Here is a 16,093-nt window from a genome sequence, read left to right as displayed (position 1 = left end):
GGGTGCTCAGGAAGGCTTGGGGACCGTGCGGGAACGGCCGCGGAACTCTGCAAGCACTTCATCCTCGGCGCCGGGGACGCTCTGGAAGATCTGGATGTCGTAGATTCCGCTGCGCCCTTGCTGCTGGCGACGGTCGGCCACTGCGGTGAGTGTCCGACCGGGAATCCCTGGCTTGAGGAAGTTGATGTCTACGCCCGAAGCCACGGTGATGGTGTCCGCGGATCCGGTGTGGGGGTTGCAGGCCAGCGCGAAAGCAGTGTCCGCGAAGGCGAAGATCATCCCGCCGTGGGCGATGCCAAAACCGTTGAGCATCTCTTGGCGCAGTTTCATGGTGATCGTTGCGTGCCCGTCATCGACCTTGAGCAGCTCGATGCCCAGCCATTCCGATGCGTAGTCGTTCTTCAGCAGGGGATGCGCCGGAAGCGCATCGACGCCAGTTTCGCTCATGAGGGAGGCCTCTCAGTTATTTACCGAACGATCATTAGGTAATCCTGAATTGTGAGATAAGTCAAGACACGGGGTCGGAAACACCGAGTTTCCGGGCGACACATCGTCGTCAACTTCCACGTAATCCCATGGGGCGTCCGCCGATGCCGCGGGCCCGAACCAACCGGGGGCGGCAGGACGAAAGCCCCTACACGTCTCTGGGGACCTGGGTGCAGACTCAAAAGTGGAACAACCGGTTGTTTTCAAAGGAGTTGATCGGCAATGCGTAGAACGACACCTAGATGGAGGCGTTGGGAAGACTGGACGGTGGCCATCGTTGGGCTGGTCATGGCACTGACCCCCATATGGTCCAGGGGAATCGGCAATTCCGTGCCGATGCTCATCACCGCGGGGGTATTGCTGCTGGTGGTCGGCTCGATCAACCTGGCGGCACCAAACATGTACGGAATCGAGGCCGGACAGATCCTGGCGTCGGTCCTTGCCATCGTCCTGCCGTGGCTTGGGTACTTTGCCGGCGCCAACATCCCGGCGCTGACTGCATGGATCGGTGGCGGAATCGCCTTGCTGGCAACACTGCTGGCAATCAAGCCGAGCATCGATGTATCGCACAGGCTGCAACACACCTAGGGCACACTTCCCTTGAGGGCTTTCGGTGCCCGTCGGCGGCAGCTGGCTCCGGCGGGCACCGCCACGTCACCGTGGCCGGCTGCCACCGGCCAAGCTGCGCTATGCCGTGGTCCGGGGGCCCCAGGGTTCATGCAAGATCTGTTCGTAGAGCCCGCGGATGAAGGGTTCCTTGGCCGCGTTGTAGTCCGTCACGAGTCCTGCCCCGCCGCCGGCGTCATTGATCTGCGCGGCGGCGGCCCGCTTGATGCGTCCATAGGCGTCGCGGTCCGCATGATGGGTGCGCAGCCAGTCGCGGAACGCGATCATGCGCGAGGTTTCCGGCGAGCCCGGGGCAAAGACATGGATGTTCGCCGCCGGAAGCCCCGAACCTGCAGAGGGGACCAGAAGCCGGTGACGGTACCAGCCCGGTTCCCGCAACCGCAGGACAAAGCCCGCGGCCTCGAGCAACGGGAGGTACAACGCTTCGCTGTCCGGGTCTTGGAGGGTCAACACGACATCGATCACCGGCTTGGCATCCAACCCGTGGACCGAGGTTGAGCCGAGGTGCTCGATGGCCAATGCACTGGTCCCCAGGGCATCGCCGAGGCGTTCGGCGAGCGCAGCGTATTGAGGCGCCCACGCAGGGGAGGGGGCCACGACACGTACCGGCTGTGGGGTGGGGGGCCCATCGACCCACGCAAGGGAGCCGTCGTCGGCTTCCAGGTCCCTGAGCAGCGCCATGCGGGGCAGCACGCACAGGTATCGTCTGCGCGCAGGCCAGCGCGGATCGGGCGCCGAATCGCTGGTGTGGAAGCCGGCGGCGCGATAGAACCCGACGGCGTCGTCATCGGTGCAGGCCACCACCATGGCGCCGGTGTCCGCTTGGACCCGGTGCACCAGGGCGGTTGCCATGCCACTGTGCCGGTGCGCCTGGTGAACCGCAAGGTATTCGATCTGCACCGCAACGCAGTCCAGCCGTCGATACAGCGCCAGTGCCACGGGCCCGCCGCCGCGCTCATCGGGCACCACCAGCAATGCCATGTTGCCCAGGCCGCGGATCAGGGTATCAAGTGCATCGCCGGTGGCGTCGCTGGCGCTGGTGAGCAGCGCCCGGAACCCCGGGTCCTGCGCCATCTCCTCCGGGCGCCCTTGACGGACCGGCGTGGGACTCATGCGCCCGCGGGGTTCAGGCCCAGGACATCAAGTGCGAACGCGTAGTCCCAAGCACGGGTCTTCCAGCCCTCGTAACGTCCCGAAGCGCCACCGTGTCCGCCGTCCATTTCGATCTTCATGACGATAGGTGCGCCTCCCGTGGTTTCCTCGCGAAGCTTCGCCACCCACTTGGCCGGCTCCACGTAGAGCACACGGGTGTCGTTCAGCGAGGTCACTGCCGCGATCCTGGGGTAGGGCAGGGCCGTAACGTTTTCATACGGGGAGTATGACTTCATGTATTCATAGACCGCCGCATCCTCGATGGGGTTGCCCCATTCCTCCCATTCCAGCGCCGAGAGCGGAAGCTCCGGGTCCAGGATGGAGGTCAGGGCGTCGACGAACGGGACCTGGGCGATGATGCCGGCATAGAGCTGCGGGGCGAGGTTTGCCACGGCGCCCATGAGCAGCCCGCCGGCCGATCCGCCCAGTGCGACGATGCGGGCAGGGTCCGCCCAGCCGGTATCCACCAAGTGCTTGGTGGCATCCACGAAGTCGGTGAAGGTGTTCTTCTTGGTCAGCTTCTTGCCATCGAGGTACCACGACCGGCCCAGTTCGCCGCCGCCGCGCACATGAACGATGACGAAGACGACCCCGCGGTCCAGCAGCGAGAGCCGGGGGATCGAGAAGCCAGGGTCCATCGAGGCCTCGTAGCTGCCGTACCCGTAGACCAGGACCGGGTTGGGGGAGGCGTTGGTGATATCCGAGCGTCGCAGGATAGTCAGCGGGACCTTGGTGCCGTCGGCCGCTGTGGCCCAGTCGCGGGTGGCCAGGTAGTTGGCCGGGTCGTAGTCGTTGACCTGCGTTTGCTTGCGCAGGGTCAGGGTGCCGTCGGCCAGCGTGTAGTCGTAGACCCGTGGCGGAGTGAAATCGGAGGTGTAGGTCAACCGGATCATCGGGGCTTCAAGCTCGGCATTGGCCAGGGAGGCTGTGTAAAGCTCCTCGTCGAAGGCCGGTTCCACGGGCGCGGACTGGAAATCGGTTCCCAGGTGCGCCAGCGGCATGACCGAGATGCGTTCGGTGGTGTCCTTGCGCACGGCAATGACCAGGTGGGTGGCGGTGGAGGCGGTGCCCTCGATCTTGACGGTGTCGCTGTGTCCCACGACGGTGTCCCACTGCTGCTGCTCGTAGGGCAAGGCCAGCTGGGATGCACGCAGCAGCGAGACCATGTTGTTCAACGCGTCGCGGTCATGGGTGATCACATAGGCGCGACCGTCATCCAGGGTCACGGGGTCAACCGCGTGCAGCAGGCGGTGTTCGCGGCCGAGGAGCACGACCGGGATGGCGTTGGCGTCGGTCAAATCAAGGGTGAGCGTCTCGGAGTACTCGGAGTTGCCGATGGAGATCAGCAGTTCCGTGCGGTCCGAGGAGAGCTCGAAGCCCAGCCACATGCCCGGGTCGTCTTCCTGGAACACCACGATGTCATTTTCCGGGTCCGTGCCTAGGGTGTGTGCCTTGATCTGGTGCGGACGCCAGGAGTCATCGACAACCGTGTAGAAAACCCTTTTTCCGTCGGGGGAGAAGAGAATGCCGTAGAAGACGTTCTCGATGGTGTCCGGCAGCAGGTCCCCGGTCTGCAGGTCCTTGATGCGCAGGGTGAAGCGCTCGTCGCCGGCGTTGTCCTGGGCATAGGCCAGCAGCGTTCCGTCTTCGCTGACGGCCAAGCCGCCCAGGGAGAAGAAGGGCTTGCCTTCGGCTTCCTTGTTCCCGTCAAGCAGCACTTCCTCGCCCTCGATGGGAACCCCGGCCTCAATGGCGGGCGGGGTCCAGTCTGCGGCAAGGTCACCGGTGTCAGTGGCTGCGACCCGGCACTGGACCGAGTATTGGGAACCTTCCGAGGTCCGGGTGAAGTACCACCAACCGCGCTTGCGGGCCGGTACGGACAAATCCGTTTCCACCGTGCGTGCCTTGATCTCGTTGAACAGGCTCTCGCGAAGGGTTTCCTGGTTGGCGGTCACGGCATTGGCGTAGGCGTTCTCGGCCTCGAGGTGTGCGCGGACCTGCGGGCTGTCCTTGTCCCTCAACCATTCATAGTCGTCAATGAAGGTGTCCCCGTGGTGGGTGCGTGCGGTGGGGACCTTGGGGGGCAGGGGTGCCTGGGGTGCTTGCTCTAGGTGGCTCATGCATCCATTCAATCGGACCAACGGGCAAAACACCGTGGCGCTTCGCCCAACGCGGACACGGGACATCGCGTCCCGTGGATGCCGGCGGGTCCGGCGGAAACGATCCTGCGCGGCCCGCTCGGGCCAGCCAGCGGTGCGCCGCGGAGAGAAGGCGTGGCACACCAAGGTGCACATCAGGCTAGTGTCGCCGAGCCGTGCGAGGACGAATGCTGCCACGTTGCAGAAGACAAACACGGGTGCACCGAAGAATGTTTCCACGACCCCGTATTCATCCGCCTGCTGGCCACCGTTCATCTTCACGACGAAGGCAATCGAGGAAAAGCGCTGCGGTGAGGTTCCACAGGGCGAGCAGGTACGGGTTCGTGATGGAGGCCTCGGCTGGCGTTGGCGCCCGGTCCCCATCCGCCGGGGATGTTGCTGGAGGGTTGGTGCCCGGATCGTATCCACCCCGGGCGGCAATCGGTACGCCTCGGCGGCAACGTGGCCGAACCGAGACGCGGGCGCTGGGCGGGGCAACGGTACGGCGGGTTGGCCCCGGGGCAGGCGCCGCCAAGCCGGGCCGGCCGCTGATGGATCGGTGGACGGCGCTCGCCGAGAGGGAATCCCAGGCCCGAATCCACGATCCGCGTCCACATCGACGTCGTTGATATAGCGCCCAGAGGAGGCCTTCCGGTGTCTGGATCGGGCACCGGCGAGCCATTCTTCTACCATTTGACGCCCGGCGGCGGATATCGATGCGCAATTGTAGCGCCGGGGCCACCGCGTGGGTTCTGTCACAGCGGCGCGGGAGCATCTAGGCTATGACGCGTGTAACCACCGTCGCACCACGAAGGCGGGATCCACGATAAGGAGAGTGAACGACCCTTGAAGACGTCCAGAACGACACGAGGTCCGCGGACCTGGCCCAGGGCGGTGCTTGCTGCAGTCCTGGGCATGTTCCTGCTGTTCGGGGGTGCCGGCGCTGCCATGGCACAACCCGCCGACGGCGGGGTCGAAGGCAAGACCTTCGTCATCGGCACCGACACCACCTTTGCCCCTTTCGAATTCCGCCAAGACGGCGAACTGACCGGCATCGACATGGACCTGGTCCGTGCCATCGGCGACGAGGAGGGCTTCAGCGTAGAGGTCCGTTCCCTCGGGTTCAACGCAGCCCTGCAGGCGCTGACCTCAAACCAGGTCGACGGCGTGATTGCCGGAATGTCCATTACCGATGAACGCAAGGAAGTCTACGACTTCTCCGAGCCCTACTTCGAGTCCGGGATCCAGATGGCTGTCGCCAAGGACGACGACGCCATCACGGGATATGAGGACCTCAAGGGCAAGACGGTGGTTGCCAAGACCGGCGCCGAAGGCGAAACCTACGCCAAGTCGATTGCCAAGAAATACGGGTTCAAGGTCAAGGGACTTGACCAGTCCGCGACCATGTACGAATCGGTGAAGTCCGGCAACGCGGTTGCCGTCTTTGACGACTACCCGGTGCTTGCCTACGGCATTGCACAGAACAACGGGCTCAAGACCGTGACCGACAAGGTCCCGGGCGGTTCCTACGGCTTTGCCGTGAACAAGGGAAAGAACACCGCGCTGCTGGCCTCGTTCAACGACGGGCTGGCCAAGCTCAAGGCCAACGGCGAGTACGACAAGATCCTTGACAAGTACCTTGCCGATCCCACCGCCTCGGTGCCCACGACCTTCTGGGACCTGTTGACCAAGTCCTTCCCGGCACTGATGAGCGGGCTTGGGAACACCCTCCTTGTCACCGCCATTTCCTTCGCGGTCGCGATGGTTCTTGGCCTGCTTGCCGGGTTCATGAAGATCTCCCACAACATCGTGGTGCGCGGGATCGCGACGACCTTCGTCAACGTCTTCCGCGGCACCCCGATCCTGGTTTGGGCGTTCTTCTTCTACTTCGGGTTGTCCCAGCTGATCGGCCAGACGGTCAATATCTGGGTCGCCGGCGTGCTGACGCTCTCGCTGAACGGCGCGGCGTACATCGCCGAAATCGTCCGCGGCGGCATCCAGTCGGTGGACCCGGGCCAGCTCGAGGCCTCGCGTTCGCTGGGCCTTGGCTACGGCAAGTCGATGCAGAAGGTCGTGGTTCCGCAGGCCTTCAAGATGATGACCCCCTCGCTGATCAACCAGCTGATCATCATGCTCAAGGACTCCTCACTGCTGCTGGCCATCGGCTTTGCCGAGCTGCTCTACCAGGGCCAGCAGATCTACGCGGCGAACTTCCGCGTCACCGAGACCCTGCTCATCGTGGGCGTCATCTACTTCGTTGCCATCATGGCCCTGACCAAGCTGGCAAACTTTGCCGATAGGAGGTTCAACAAGTGAGTGCCTCACACGTTGAAACAGTAAAACCATCCATGATCACCGTCAACGGATTGCGCAAGTCCTTCGGTCCCAACGAGGTGCTCAAGGGCATCGACGTGGAGATCGCCGAGGGAGAGGTCGTCTGCGTGATCGGGCCCTCGGGCTCGGGAAAATCCACGCTGCTGCGTTGCCTGAACAAGCTCGAGGAGATCACCGCGGGACAGGTGATGGTCGACGGCTTCGATGTCACCGACCCCAAGGTCGACATCAACGAGGTCCGCCGCCACGTGGGCATGGTCTTCCAGCACTTCAATCTCTTCCCGCACATGTCGGTGCTGGAGAACATCATGCTGGCCCCGGTGGAATCGAAGAAGGCGAACAAATCCGATGCGCGCGAACAGGCGCTCAAGCTCCTGGCTCGCGTGGGGCTGGAGGAAAAAGCCAATGCGCGTCCTGCATCGCTCTCGGGCGGGCAGAAGCAGCGCGTGGCCATCGCCCGCGCGCTGGCCATGAACCCGGGCATCATGCTCTTTGACGAGGCCACCAGCGCACTTGACCCCGAAATGGTCGGCGAGGTGCTCCAAGTCATCCGTGACCTGGCTGCTGAAGGCATGACGATGGTCCTGGTGACCCACGAGATGGGCTTCGCCAAGGAAATCGGCGACAGGGTGATCTTCATGGACGACGGCGTCGTGTGCGAATCAGGTTCCCCGGAGGAGCTCTTTGGCAACCCGCAGCAGGAACGCACCCAGGAGTTCCTCTCCAAGGTGCTTTAGGGCAACCACGCCTATTTCCTGAGAACCCGAAGCCCGCGTGGTTTTATCGACCCAATGATGGGGATAGGGCGAAACCACGCGGGCTTCTTGGCCTTTGAAGAGTGTGGGGTAGCTAGTTCTTGGTTGCCGGGTGCTGCCCGGTTCCGTAGCCGATGCCGGGCTTGGGCTTGGAAATGAGTTCGCTGACGGTGACGAAGTGGTAGCCCTTGGCTTGGAGGTCGGTCAGGATCCTTGGCATGGCCTTGATGGTGGATTCGTGGATGTCGTGCATCAACACGATCGATCCGGGCTCCACCTTCTCGGCGGCCTTGACGGTTTTTTTCGTGTCCCGGGTCTGCCAGTCCAGGGTATCCACGCTCCACAGGGCCACCGGCACGTCCAACGTCTTCTTCAAGCTCGTAGGGATTGCGCCGAAGGGCGGCCGGATCAAGGTCGGCTCTTCACCGGTGGCTTTTTTGATTGCCGCGTCGGTCTTGCGCAACTCGCGCTGAGCCGCGGCCAGCGACATCTTGGTGAGGTCCCGGTGCGAGAAGGTGTGGTTGCCCAGCTCGTGGCCCCGGTCCAGCTCATCGCGGACGACGCCGGGGTGCTTGGCCACGTTTTCTCCGATGAGGAAGAAGGTGGCCTTTGCCTGGTGTTCATCCAGGAGGTCCAACAGCGACTCGGTGTAGGTCCCGGGCCCGTCGTCAAAGGTCAGTGCAACGCATTTGACCAGGCTGCAGTCGGGGCCGGGGGGCTCGGGGGCATCCCGGGGGGACGTCCGGGCCTTGGTGGGGGAGCCCTGCTCGGTTGCCGGGCCCGTGCGGTACCCGTCCCAGCTATCGCTTAACGGAGCACCGCAACCTGCCAGGACCAACGGGAGCACCAGGGCGCCAAGCAGGCGAAGAAGGATCGAGCGGTTAACCATGGTCACCATGATTCCGCCTCAACCTGCAAAGTTCCTCAAACCAACCCGCGTTTTCCCGCCCGGTGTGCGTGGGATCACGGAGGGTTGCCGCCGTGCGGATTCCAGCTCACCCCCAGGTCTCGTCGTGCTCCCTCCCCGGAAATGGCCCGTGGATTCACGGGGCCGGTTGTCTCGGACTTCTTGTTGCGGTACTTGACCAAGCGGTCGGCGTAGAAAAGTGACCATCGTCACGCCGATCTCGTGGACGAGCATTCCCGTTGCCATGCGGACCTTTTGCAGCAGGACGCCGGCGAGCAGCAATACCACGGTGCCCACGGCGATGAACGTGTTTTGATGCGTGTTGCGCCCCGTTGCCTTGGGCAACGAGCACGAGTGCACCAATTGGCCACGTGGTGGCCCACCGGGATCACATCGGCGCCCTGGATGTAGACGTCGGTGCCCACGCCCATGGCCATGCCGACATCGGCGGTAGCGATGACCGCAGCGTCGTTGAGCCCGTCGCCGATCATCGCGGCCCTGTGGACTTCGGACTTCAGCCTCGCCGTGATCGTGACCTGGCCCGCGGGCATCAATTCGGCATGGACCTTATCCAGTCCCGGCTGCTCTCCGATTAATGCGCCGGGGCAGGCGATGCCCAGAAAGGTCAGTGCGAATTCGACGTTGTGGCTGAACGCCAGCGCGAAGAGAGAAAACACCACGGTGGCCGGGGTGTGGATATGGCAAAGAGGTCAAGGAAGCGCTGGGCACGGGCCTTGGCTTCCCGGGTATCCTCGACGGGCTCGCGAAAGGACCGCTTGGTCTATTCCAGGGTCCGGGCTTCAAGCCAGGCACCGATGATGAACAGGAACCCCAGGACCTCGGCTTCGACGTGCTCCCGGATCATCGAGGCGACGTTGGGCGTAATGGGGAGACGAGCTGGTCGACTCCGAAGGCGTTGGCGTGCAGGGCAGGAAGGGGCGGATGGCCGTGGGCACCCCGGCCAAGACTGCCGTGGCAAACAGCGTGGCACCGCGCGCAAGCTACAGGGAAGCCCGAGGGCGATGATCAGCGGCTCCGGTCAAGATCCGGCACCGAGGTGTGGAGATACCTGCCGGCGCGCTCCTGCTAGAGGAGGGAAAGCGCGGGTTTGTCGTGCAGCTCGATCACCCGTGCGGGGTGCAGGGAAATCCAGCCTGAATCCTCGAAGTGCGCAAGCTTCCTGCTGAGGGTTTCCGGGGTCAAACCCAGAAGGGATGCGACGTCCTTTTTGGTGATCGGCAGCCGGAGGCGGTCGGTTTGGTCCGAGGCGGATACCGCCAGCAGGTAGGCGGCCACCCGGTGGTCTGCATCGTCCCCTGCCATGGAGCTGAGTTGGTTCTCGGTCACCGCAAGGCGGCGGGAGAGAGTCTCGAGCATCTTCACGGCCACGCTGGGAAAGCTCAACAGGTAAGCGTGCAGGTCATCGTGTTGCAGCGAACAGATGTCTGACTTTTCCAGTGTCACCGCGAAGTGGTCGGCGGCGGAACGGTCGACGAACGTGGACTCGCCCAGGAAATCCCCTGGACCCAGGATCCTGATGACTTGTTCGTGCCCTGCGGCGGTGATCCGGTATATCTTCACCAGGCCGCTGTGGATGATCATCAAGCTGGCGTTGCGTTCGCCTGCACCGTAAAGCTGGGTGTTGCGCGGGTGGCTGTGCGGAACAACCCGTCTGGCGACTTCGGCCAGCTCGGAATCCGAGAGTTGGGCAAAGAGCGGAACGCGGGCAACAAGTTGTTCCAGCGCGCGTTCGCCTCCGGGATGGACATGGTGTTGGTGCATGGTTTCAATCCAACCATCAAACAGCGCAAGGTTCGGGCCCCTGACACGGTGGAGGCGCCCGCATGCGGGCCGCGACCCCGGCCGACGGGGGATTCAAGCCGTCAAGCCGGGGTCGCGGACGGGGGCAAGATATGGGGTTCTGGGAAAGCACGGGGCTGCCAAGGCCGGAAATGGGCTTTGCGATCTTCTTGGTGCTCGGGGGCATTGAGTCGTAGTTGACTTAGACCTTGCTGGAAATGAACATCACGTTGATGCTCTCTACCCCGGAAGCTTGCCGGAAACGCCCTCGATCTTCTAGACGCAGGAGGGACAGGTGAACGGTTCGGTCTCGAACTTTGCGGTTGTTATGCGTGGACCACGTTTTCGTGCTTGGTGGCTGATGGTTCCACCACCGTATCTACATCGCGATTCACGGGCGGGCGTCTAGATCTGGGTCAAGACAGCCTGAAATCGCTTTACCGGGCACCGTACGGCCTCCGGTCTTGGGCTACTTGGCCTCGATGGGTACCAGCAGGTCCTTGGCCGAAGGATCGGTTCGCAGGAACTCCTGCACGGCCGGGTCCTGGAAGGCCTTGATGAGGTTCTTGACGTTCTCGGTGTCGCGGTATTCGGTGGCCACGGTCAGCTGCCCGGCAAATTCGTCGGGTGCCGGTGGGGCGAAGATCTGCTGCTCGAGCGGCACCTTGGCCGCGACGTAATACTCGGTGTACCCAACGGCGGCATCAAGATCCGGCAGGGAACGCGACTGCGCGGCGAAGTCAAGCAACTTGAACTTGATGCCCTTGGGATTCTCGGCCACATCTTTCTGCGTGGCCTTCCACTTGTCCACCCCGTCGGCGAGCTTGATCAGCCCGGCGCGCTCGAGCAGGTGCAGCCCCTGGGCCTCGTTGGCTGGATCCGAGTAGAGCGAAATGGTGGCGCCGTCGGGAATCTCCTCGACGGACTTGTACTTCTCGCTCCAGATCCCGAATCCCCAGCGGAAGACGGGGGTCGCTGCCTCGAGCTTGAAATCGGGGTTGGCTTCAAGGACCTGGGAGAGCCAGAGCTTGTGCTGGTAGATGGTGCCGGCGACCTCGCCGGTGGAAACCGCGCGGTTCAGTGTTGTCGAATCGGCCAGGCCCTTGAATGCCACCTTGATGCCGTACTTGGGTGCGATTTCTTCGGCCACGAAGTTCACCAGCGCCTGCTCGGCGTGGTTTCCCTCGGCGGTGACCACGGTGAGTGTGGCACCGGCGACGTTGTTCGGTGATTTGGTGCCTGCGTGGCCGTTCAGTGCGATGGCCGTTGTCAGGGCGGCGGCCACGGAAATGACGCCCACGGCCCAGGGCCACTTCTTTTTCTTGTGCAGGGTGAAACCGTGGGACTCTGGCCCCGTCTGGGTTTGAGGGTCGGTGATAGTCATGAAGGTGGGTGGCCTTTCGGTCGGCAGCGATGCGGTGGGGAACGCGGAAAAACAATGCGGGAAACGTGCGGGTCAGGTGGCGGGTAAGAACAGGATCCTAGGCGCGGCGGCGCAGGTGCGGCGTCGTTGTGCGCACCAGCGCGTCGCCGGTGAGCTGGACAACGGTGACCATCGCGATCAGCAGCAAAACAGTGGCGAGCATGACGGTCTGGTCGAAACGCTGGTAGCCGTAGGTGACGGCGACATAACCGATGCCGCCGGCACCGATGGTCCCGGCAATGGCTGAGTACTCGATCATGGCAATGGTGTTGATGGTCAGCCCGCCCAGGATCGCCGGCACTGCTTCTCCCAGTTGCGCGGTGCGGATGATCTGCAGCGGGGATCCTCCGGAAGCGCGTGCCGCAGCGGTCACCGAACGGGGGACATCGCGCAGGCAGTTCTCCACCAGCCGGGCAAAGAACGGGATCCCGGCCAGCGTCATGGGAACCACCGCTGCGGAAATTCCGATGTTGGTGCCGGTGACGAACCGGGTGAACGGGACGATCGCGGCCATCAGCACCAGGAACGGCAATGACCGGCCGATGTTCACGATCCAGCTGAGCACCGTGTAAGTGCCAGCGTGCTCGAAGAGTCCTCCCGGTGCCATGTTGTGCAAGGCAACCGCGATCGGGGTGCCCAGAGCCACCACGATCAGCATGACGATCCCGACCATTGCCAGGGTCTCGCCGAGTGCCGGGACAAGCAACTCCGGTAATTCGGTCAGGGGAGTGTCGGCAAGTGTGTGGATCGCCACCGCGGAAGGAATGCTCAGGCCCATTGGAGTTCCTCCTGTGCGTGAAGAGCCGGTTTGGGATCCAAGTCGGCGATGCCTGTTTCCAAGGGTGTTGCATGCAGGCCGTGGCGGGCAAAGGCCGCCACGGCCAGGTGTGCCGGAGCACCGAGTCCAACGGTGGCGTTTCCGGTGCTGGCTCCGTTGATGCTTTGGATGGTGGCCGCCAACAGGGAAACCGGCTCGCCCAGGTCGGCCGAGACGCGTTGCAGCCAGTCGGCGGGAACGGATCGTGAATCGTAGCCCACCTGCCAGGCGCGGGTCCCGTCCGCTGGCTGAGCCGAGGCGAGCCGTGGCTGCAGTGCACGGCCGAGGACCGAGTCGTGGTCGGTGAGCAGCTCCAGCAAGGAACCCTGTTCGGCGATGCGTCCTGCATGGAGCCGGGCCGCGGAATCAGCGACATGCAGCACGGTGTCCATTTCATGGGTGATGAATACGACCGCGAGGTCCAAGTCGTCGCGCAGCTCGCGCAGCAGCGCGACCACCGAACGGGTGGTCTCCGGATCCAGCCCGGAGGTCGCCTCGTCGGAGAGCAACACCGCCGGGCGCAAGGCCAATGCGCGAGCAATGCCCACGCGTTGGAGCTGGCCGCCGGAAAGTTCGAAGGGGTAGTGCGTGGCCCGGTGAGAGAGTCCCTCTCGTTCCAGCAGCTCGCCGACCCGCGACTTGGTCTCGGCCGGCGTCACGCCAAGGTACTGCAGGGGCAGGGCAATGTTCTCGGCCGCGGTCCTCCGCGAGAGCAGGCTGGCTGACTGGAAGATGGTGCCGATGCGGCGACGGGCGACGCGCAGCTTACGTTCGGGCAGGCGTGCCAGGTCTTCGCCGTTGACGATGATTTGTCCGGAAGTGGGGCGCTCAAGCAGGTTGATGCACTGGGCCAGGGTGGATTTCCCTGCCCCCGAAGGGCCCACGACGGCAAGGATCTCGCCGGCAGCGACATCGATGTCCAAGTTGTCCAGGACCTTGATGGACTCTTCCCCCTGTCCATAAACTTTGGTGAGGTTCTTCAGGCTGATCATGCGTTGGTTCTCCATGCTGGATTGGCGTCGGCCGGTCAATAGCAGGTGGCCGAACCCCGTGGGGCCGGCACCGGGGATGAACCATTCTGTGTCTGTTTGCGCGGCAGTTTCCACGGGGCAGTCACACGCTGGCATGCCAGGACTTTCTTCGTCATGTGCGGGGTTGCTTCACCGCTTTTGTTACTCACGATGAATGTCAGCCGGAGCTCAATGTCGCCCGGTGACTTCCCGGTGGTATTAGGCGAGAATGGCGTGCTATGGACCCTGAAACGACAAAATGCGCTTGGAAGGATTGGTGCACGGCCGTGGCAACAGGTTTATTTCGGTAGCGAGAATGGCTGCCGGCTTGTGGTTCCGCACCCTGCCGGACCGGTGGCGCCGCAGCATCCCCGGTCCTCAGGACGGCGACTTACGGGGGCGCGGTGATTGACGGAAAGGTGTGCGTCCGCATATCCTGAACGAACGGTCAGTAAATAATTCTTTGTCACAGTGAGGTGAGCACTATGGCTGCACAGCAAAAAGGCAGCGGATCGCTATCCGCAGTTCTTTCTCCTGAGGAGCAAGCAGGACAGGATCGATTCGAGCAGATCATTGCCGACGATTCCCGCATCGAACCGCGCGACTGGATGCCCGAGGCATACCGCAAGACGCTGACACGGCAGATGTCGCAGCACGCGCACTCCGAGATCATCGGGATGCAGCCCGAGGCGAACTGGATCACCAGGGCCCCGTCGCTGAAGCGCAAGGCGATCTTGATGGCCAAGGTGCAGGACGAGGCCGGACACGGCCTCTACCTCTACTCGGGCACCGAAACCCTTGGCACCCCCCGCGACGTGCTCAACGACCAGTTGATGTCCGGCAAGGCCAAGTACTCCTCGATCTTCAACTACCCGGCACGCTCCTGGGCAGACATGGGTGCCATCGGCTGGCTGGTCGATGGCGCAGCCATCGCCAACCAGGTTCCGCTGTGCCGTGCGTCCTTCGGCCCCTACGGCCGTGCCATGGTGCGCATCTGCAAGGAAGAATCCTTCCACCAGCGCCAGGGCTTCGAGATCCTGCTGGAACTGGCCAACGGCACCGAGGCCCAGAAGAAGATGGCGCAGGACGCCGTCAACCGCTTCTACGCCCCGTCGCTGATGATGTTCGGTCCTCCGGACTCGGATTCGCCGAACTCCTCGCAGTCCACCGCGTGGAAGATCAAGCGCTTCTCCAACGACGAACTGCGCCAGCGCTTCGTGGGCATGATCGCCGAGCAGGTCAAGGTCCTGGGCCTCACGCTTCCGGATCCCGAGCTGCGCTTCGATGAGAAGTCCGGCAGCTGGATCCACATGGACCTGGATTGGGTCGAGTTCAAGGCAGTCATTGCCGGCGCCGGACCCTGCAACGCCCAACGCCTGCAGCGGCGCCGCGATGCACACAACGAAGGCGCCTGGGTGCGCGAAGCTGCCGCAGCATACGCGGCAAAGATGGCTCGAAAGACTGAGGTTGCTTAGGTTATGACCGAAACACAAGGCACTTGGCCGCTCTGGGAAGTATTCGTTCGTTCCTCCCGAGGGCTCTCGCACGTGCACGCCGGTTCGCTGCACGCCCCGGATTCCGAGATGGCGCTGCGCAATGCACGGGACCTGTACACACGCCGCAACGAAGGCATTTCCCTGTGGGTCGTGGCAAGCACCGACATCATCGCCTCGGACCCCGATGCCAAGGGGATGTACTTTGAATCCCCGCAGGGCAAGGACTACCGGCACGCGACCTACTACGTCAAGAGCGAGGGCGTGAAGCACCTGTGAGCGCACACAAGACCGACCACACCTTTGACAGCTTCGGGGATTCCACCGCCTCGGCAACCCGTGTCACCCCGGGCAACGCACTGCGCCCCGAGGACATCGCCATCCAGCAGGGGAAGCCCAGCGAACTGGTTGCCCAGTACGCGATGCGACTGGGCGATGACGCCCTGATCCTGGCTCAGCGCCTCTCGCACTGGATTTCCCGCGGACCCGAACTCGAGGAAGACATTGCCCTGGGCAATATTGCCCTGGACCAGTTGGGCCATGCCCGCTCCTTCCTTTCCTATGCCGCCTTGGCGTGGGACAAGACCGAGGACGACTTGGCCTACTTCCGCGAGGAAGAGGACTTCCGTTCGCTGCATATCTTCGAACAGCCCAATGGGGACTTCGGGGTGACCATCATGCGCCAGCTGATCACCTCGATCTACCAGCACCTGCTCTACACCGCACTGCTGGATTCGAGCGACGAGACGATCGCGGCGATCAGTGCCAAGGCAGTCAAGGAAATCGACTACCACCGCGACCACGCGATCGCCTGGACCCTGCGACTGGGCCTAGGCACCGAGGAATCGGCCAGCCGCATGCGCCATGCGCTGGACATCCTGTGGCCCTACGTGGGGGAGATCTTCGAGGACGAGGAACTCCACGCACAGCTCGGCGACGTGGGCGTAGCCCCTTCTTCGTTGCATGCGGCTTGGGAAGAGGAATTCACCTCGGTGTTGAAGGATGCCGAGCTCGAGCTCCCCACCGTTCCGTTCGCGATGGCCCGTGGTCGTCGCGGCGAGCACTCCGAACATCTTGGCTTCATCTTGGCCGAGATGCAGGTCCTGGCGCGCAAGCATCCTGGCGCCACCTGGTAAGCAAAGGACAAAACG

At 63.4% G+C, this 16,093-nt stretch carries 15 protein-coding genes; 6 read left to right on the top strand and 9 right to left on the bottom strand.

Annotated features, from left to right (window positions below):
• Positions 1-6: 6 nt before the first annotated feature.
• Positions 7-447, bottom strand: coding sequence for a hydroxyphenylacetyl-CoA thioesterase PaaI (gene paaI, locus ABEA12_RS12520; RefSeq protein WP_210099999.1), 441 nt, complete (start codon positions 445-447; stop codon positions 7-9).
• A 261-nt stretch (positions 448-708) separates the two neighbouring features.
• On the opposite strand from paaI, the gene ABEA12_RS12515 reads away from it, so the two are divergent.
• Positions 709-1,074, top strand: a complete 366-nt coding sequence (locus ABEA12_RS12515; RefSeq protein ID WP_210100000.1) for a hypothetical protein — start codon at positions 709-711, stop codon at positions 1,072-1,074.
• 99 nt (positions 1,075-1,173) lie between these two features.
• Here the strand turns inward: ABEA12_RS12515 and ABEA12_RS12510 are convergent, their stop codons facing one another.
• Entirely contained in the window at positions 1,174-2,226 is a 1,053-nt protein-coding gene (locus ABEA12_RS12510) for a GNAT family N-acetyltransferase (protein ID WP_210100001.1), read from the bottom strand.
• Positions 2,223-4,385, bottom strand: coding sequence for a S9 family peptidase (locus tag ABEA12_RS12505; RefSeq protein ID WP_210100002.1), 2,163 nt, complete (start codon positions 4,383-4,385; stop codon positions 2,223-2,225). The genes ABEA12_RS12510 and ABEA12_RS12505 overlap by 4 nt, the downstream gene beginning before the upstream one ends.
• Before the next feature lie 933 nt (positions 4,386-5,318).
• Between ABEA12_RS12505 and ABEA12_RS12500 the strand changes: the two genes are divergently transcribed.
• Together ABEA12_RS12500 and ABEA12_RS12495 are read left to right on the top strand one after the other, a co-directional pair.
• The gene (locus ABEA12_RS12500) at positions 5,319-6,719 is read left to right on the top strand and encodes an amino acid ABC transporter substrate-binding protein/permease (RefSeq protein ID WP_210102471.1); all 1,401 of its coding nucleotides are present in this window, start codon (positions 5,319-5,321) and stop codon (positions 6,717-6,719) included.
• Positions 6,720-6,751: 32 nt separating this feature from the next.
• A complete protein-coding gene (locus ABEA12_RS12495; protein ID WP_210102472.1) occupies positions 6,752-7,474 on the top strand; it encodes an amino acid ABC transporter ATP-binding protein in 723 nt (240 codons plus the stop codon).
• Between the two features lie 112 nt (positions 7,475-7,586).
• On the opposite strand, the gene ABEA12_RS12490 is transcribed toward ABEA12_RS12495, so the two are convergent.
• The 6 genes from ABEA12_RS12490 to ABEA12_RS12465 all read right to left on the bottom strand — a co-directional run bounded on the left by ABEA12_RS12490 (position 7,587) and on the right by ABEA12_RS12465 (position 13,431).
• Complete coding sequence (locus ABEA12_RS12490; RefSeq protein ID WP_345468441.1) at positions 7,587-8,390, bottom strand: polysaccharide deacetylase family protein; 804 nt, start codon at positions 8,388-8,390, stop codon at positions 7,587-7,589.
• A gap of 218 nt (positions 8,391-8,608) precedes the next feature.
• A complete protein-coding gene (locus ABEA12_RS12485) occupies positions 8,609-9,076 on the bottom strand; it encodes an HAD hydrolase family protein (RefSeq protein WP_345468438.1) in 468 nt (155 codons plus the stop codon).
• A gap of 409 nt (positions 9,077-9,485) precedes the next feature.
• The gene (locus tag ABEA12_RS12480; protein WP_210100004.1) at positions 9,486-10,181 is read right to left on the bottom strand and encodes a Crp/Fnr family transcriptional regulator; all 696 of its coding nucleotides are present in this window, start codon (positions 10,179-10,181) and stop codon (positions 9,486-9,488) included.
• Positions 10,182-10,668: 487 nt separating this feature from the next.
• Positions 10,669-11,583, bottom strand: coding sequence for a MetQ/NlpA family ABC transporter substrate-binding protein (locus ABEA12_RS12475; RefSeq protein WP_210100005.1), 915 nt, complete (start codon positions 11,581-11,583; stop codon positions 10,669-10,671).
• Positions 11,584-11,680: 97 nt separating this feature from the next.
• On the bottom strand, positions 11,681-12,400 hold the full coding sequence (locus ABEA12_RS12470; RefSeq protein WP_210100006.1) for a methionine ABC transporter permease: 720 nt from the start codon (positions 12,398-12,400) through the stop codon (positions 11,681-11,683).
• Complete coding sequence (locus ABEA12_RS12465) at positions 12,391-13,431, bottom strand: methionine ABC transporter ATP-binding protein (RefSeq protein ID WP_210100007.1); 1,041 nt, start codon at positions 13,429-13,431, stop codon at positions 12,391-12,393. Before ABEA12_RS12465 ends, ABEA12_RS12470 begins: the two co-directional genes overlap by 10 nt.
• A gap of 503 nt (positions 13,432-13,934) precedes the next feature.
• Here ABEA12_RS12465 and paaA point away from each other — a divergent pair.
• From paaA to paaC, 3 genes are read left to right on the top strand one after another with little or no spacing between them, the layout of a single operon-like run.
• The gene (gene paaA / locus ABEA12_RS12460; RefSeq protein WP_210100008.1) at positions 13,935-14,924 is read left to right on the top strand and encodes a 1,2-phenylacetyl-CoA epoxidase subunit PaaA; all 990 of its coding nucleotides are present in this window, start codon (positions 13,935-13,937) and stop codon (positions 14,922-14,924) included.
• Positions 14,925-14,927: 3 nt separating this feature from the next.
• Positions 14,928-15,221, top strand: a complete 294-nt coding sequence (gene paaB / locus ABEA12_RS12455) for a 1,2-phenylacetyl-CoA epoxidase subunit PaaB (RefSeq protein WP_210100009.1) — start codon at positions 14,928-14,930, stop codon at positions 15,219-15,221.
• Positions 15,218-16,078: a 1,2-phenylacetyl-CoA epoxidase subunit PaaC gene (gene paaC, locus ABEA12_RS12450; RefSeq protein ID WP_210100010.1), complete on the top strand. Its 861-nt coding sequence runs from the start codon at positions 15,218-15,220 to the stop codon at positions 16,076-16,078. Before paaB ends, paaC begins: the two co-directional genes overlap by 4 nt.
• Positions 16,079-16,093 lie beyond the last annotated feature (15 nt).

It is taken from the genome of Paeniglutamicibacter antarcticus, from assembly GCF_039544305.1.
In the GTDB taxonomy this organism is placed as follows: domain Bacteria; phylum Actinomycetota; class Actinomycetes; order Actinomycetales; family Micrococcaceae; genus Paeniglutamicibacter; species Paeniglutamicibacter antarcticus_C.
This window is presented reverse-complemented; position numbering and strand designations above follow the sequence as displayed.

Excerpts from the sequence above, each read along its gene's own strand:
- ABEA12_RS12480 (WP_210100004.1), bottom strand. The coding sequence starts at position 10,181 with ATGCACCAACACCATGTCCATCCCGGAGGCGAACGCGCGCTGGAACAA.
- ABEA12_RS12500 (WP_210102471.1), top strand. The coding sequence starts at position 5,319 with ATGTTCCTGCTGTTCGGGGGTGCCGGCGCTGCCATGGCACAACCCGCC.
- paaI (WP_210099999.1), bottom strand. The coding sequence starts at position 447 with ATGAGCGAAACTGGCGTCGATGCGCTTCCGGCGCATCCCCTGCTGAAG.
- paaA (WP_210100008.1), top strand. The coding sequence starts at position 13,935 with ATGGCTGCACAGCAAAAAGGCAGCGGATCGCTATCCGCAGTTCTTTCT.
- ABEA12_RS12475 (WP_210100005.1), bottom strand. The coding sequence starts at position 11,583 with ATGACTATCACCGACCCTCAAACCCAGACGGGGCCAGAGTCCCACGGT.
- ABEA12_RS12510 (WP_210100001.1), bottom strand. The coding sequence starts at position 2,226 with ATGAGTCCCACGCCGGTCCGTCAAGGGCGCCCGGAGGAGATGGCGCAG.
- paaB (WP_210100009.1), top strand. The coding sequence starts at position 14,928 with ATGACCGAAACACAAGGCACTTGGCCGCTCTGGGAAGTATTCGTTCGT.
- ABEA12_RS12470 (WP_210100006.1), bottom strand. The coding sequence starts at position 12,400 with ATGGGCCTGAGCATTCCTTCCGCGGTGGCGATCCACACACTTGCCGAC.
- ABEA12_RS12515 (WP_210100000.1), top strand. The coding sequence starts at position 709 with ATGCGTAGAACGACACCTAGATGGAGGCGTTGGGAAGACTGGACGGTG.
- ABEA12_RS12495 (WP_210102472.1), top strand. The coding sequence starts at position 6,752 with ATGATCACCGTCAACGGATTGCGCAAGTCCTTCGGTCCCAACGAGGTG.
- ABEA12_RS12465 (WP_210100007.1), bottom strand. The coding sequence starts at position 13,431 with ATGATCAGCCTGAAGAACCTCACCAAAGTTTATGGACAGGGGGAAGAG.
- ABEA12_RS12490 (WP_345468441.1), bottom strand. The coding sequence starts at position 8,390 with ATGGTGACCATGGTTAACCGCTCGATCCTTCTTCGCCTGCTTGGCGCC.
- ABEA12_RS12505 (WP_210100002.1), bottom strand. The coding sequence starts at position 4,385 with ATGAGCCACCTAGAGCAAGCACCCCAGGCACCCCTGCCCCCCAAGGTC.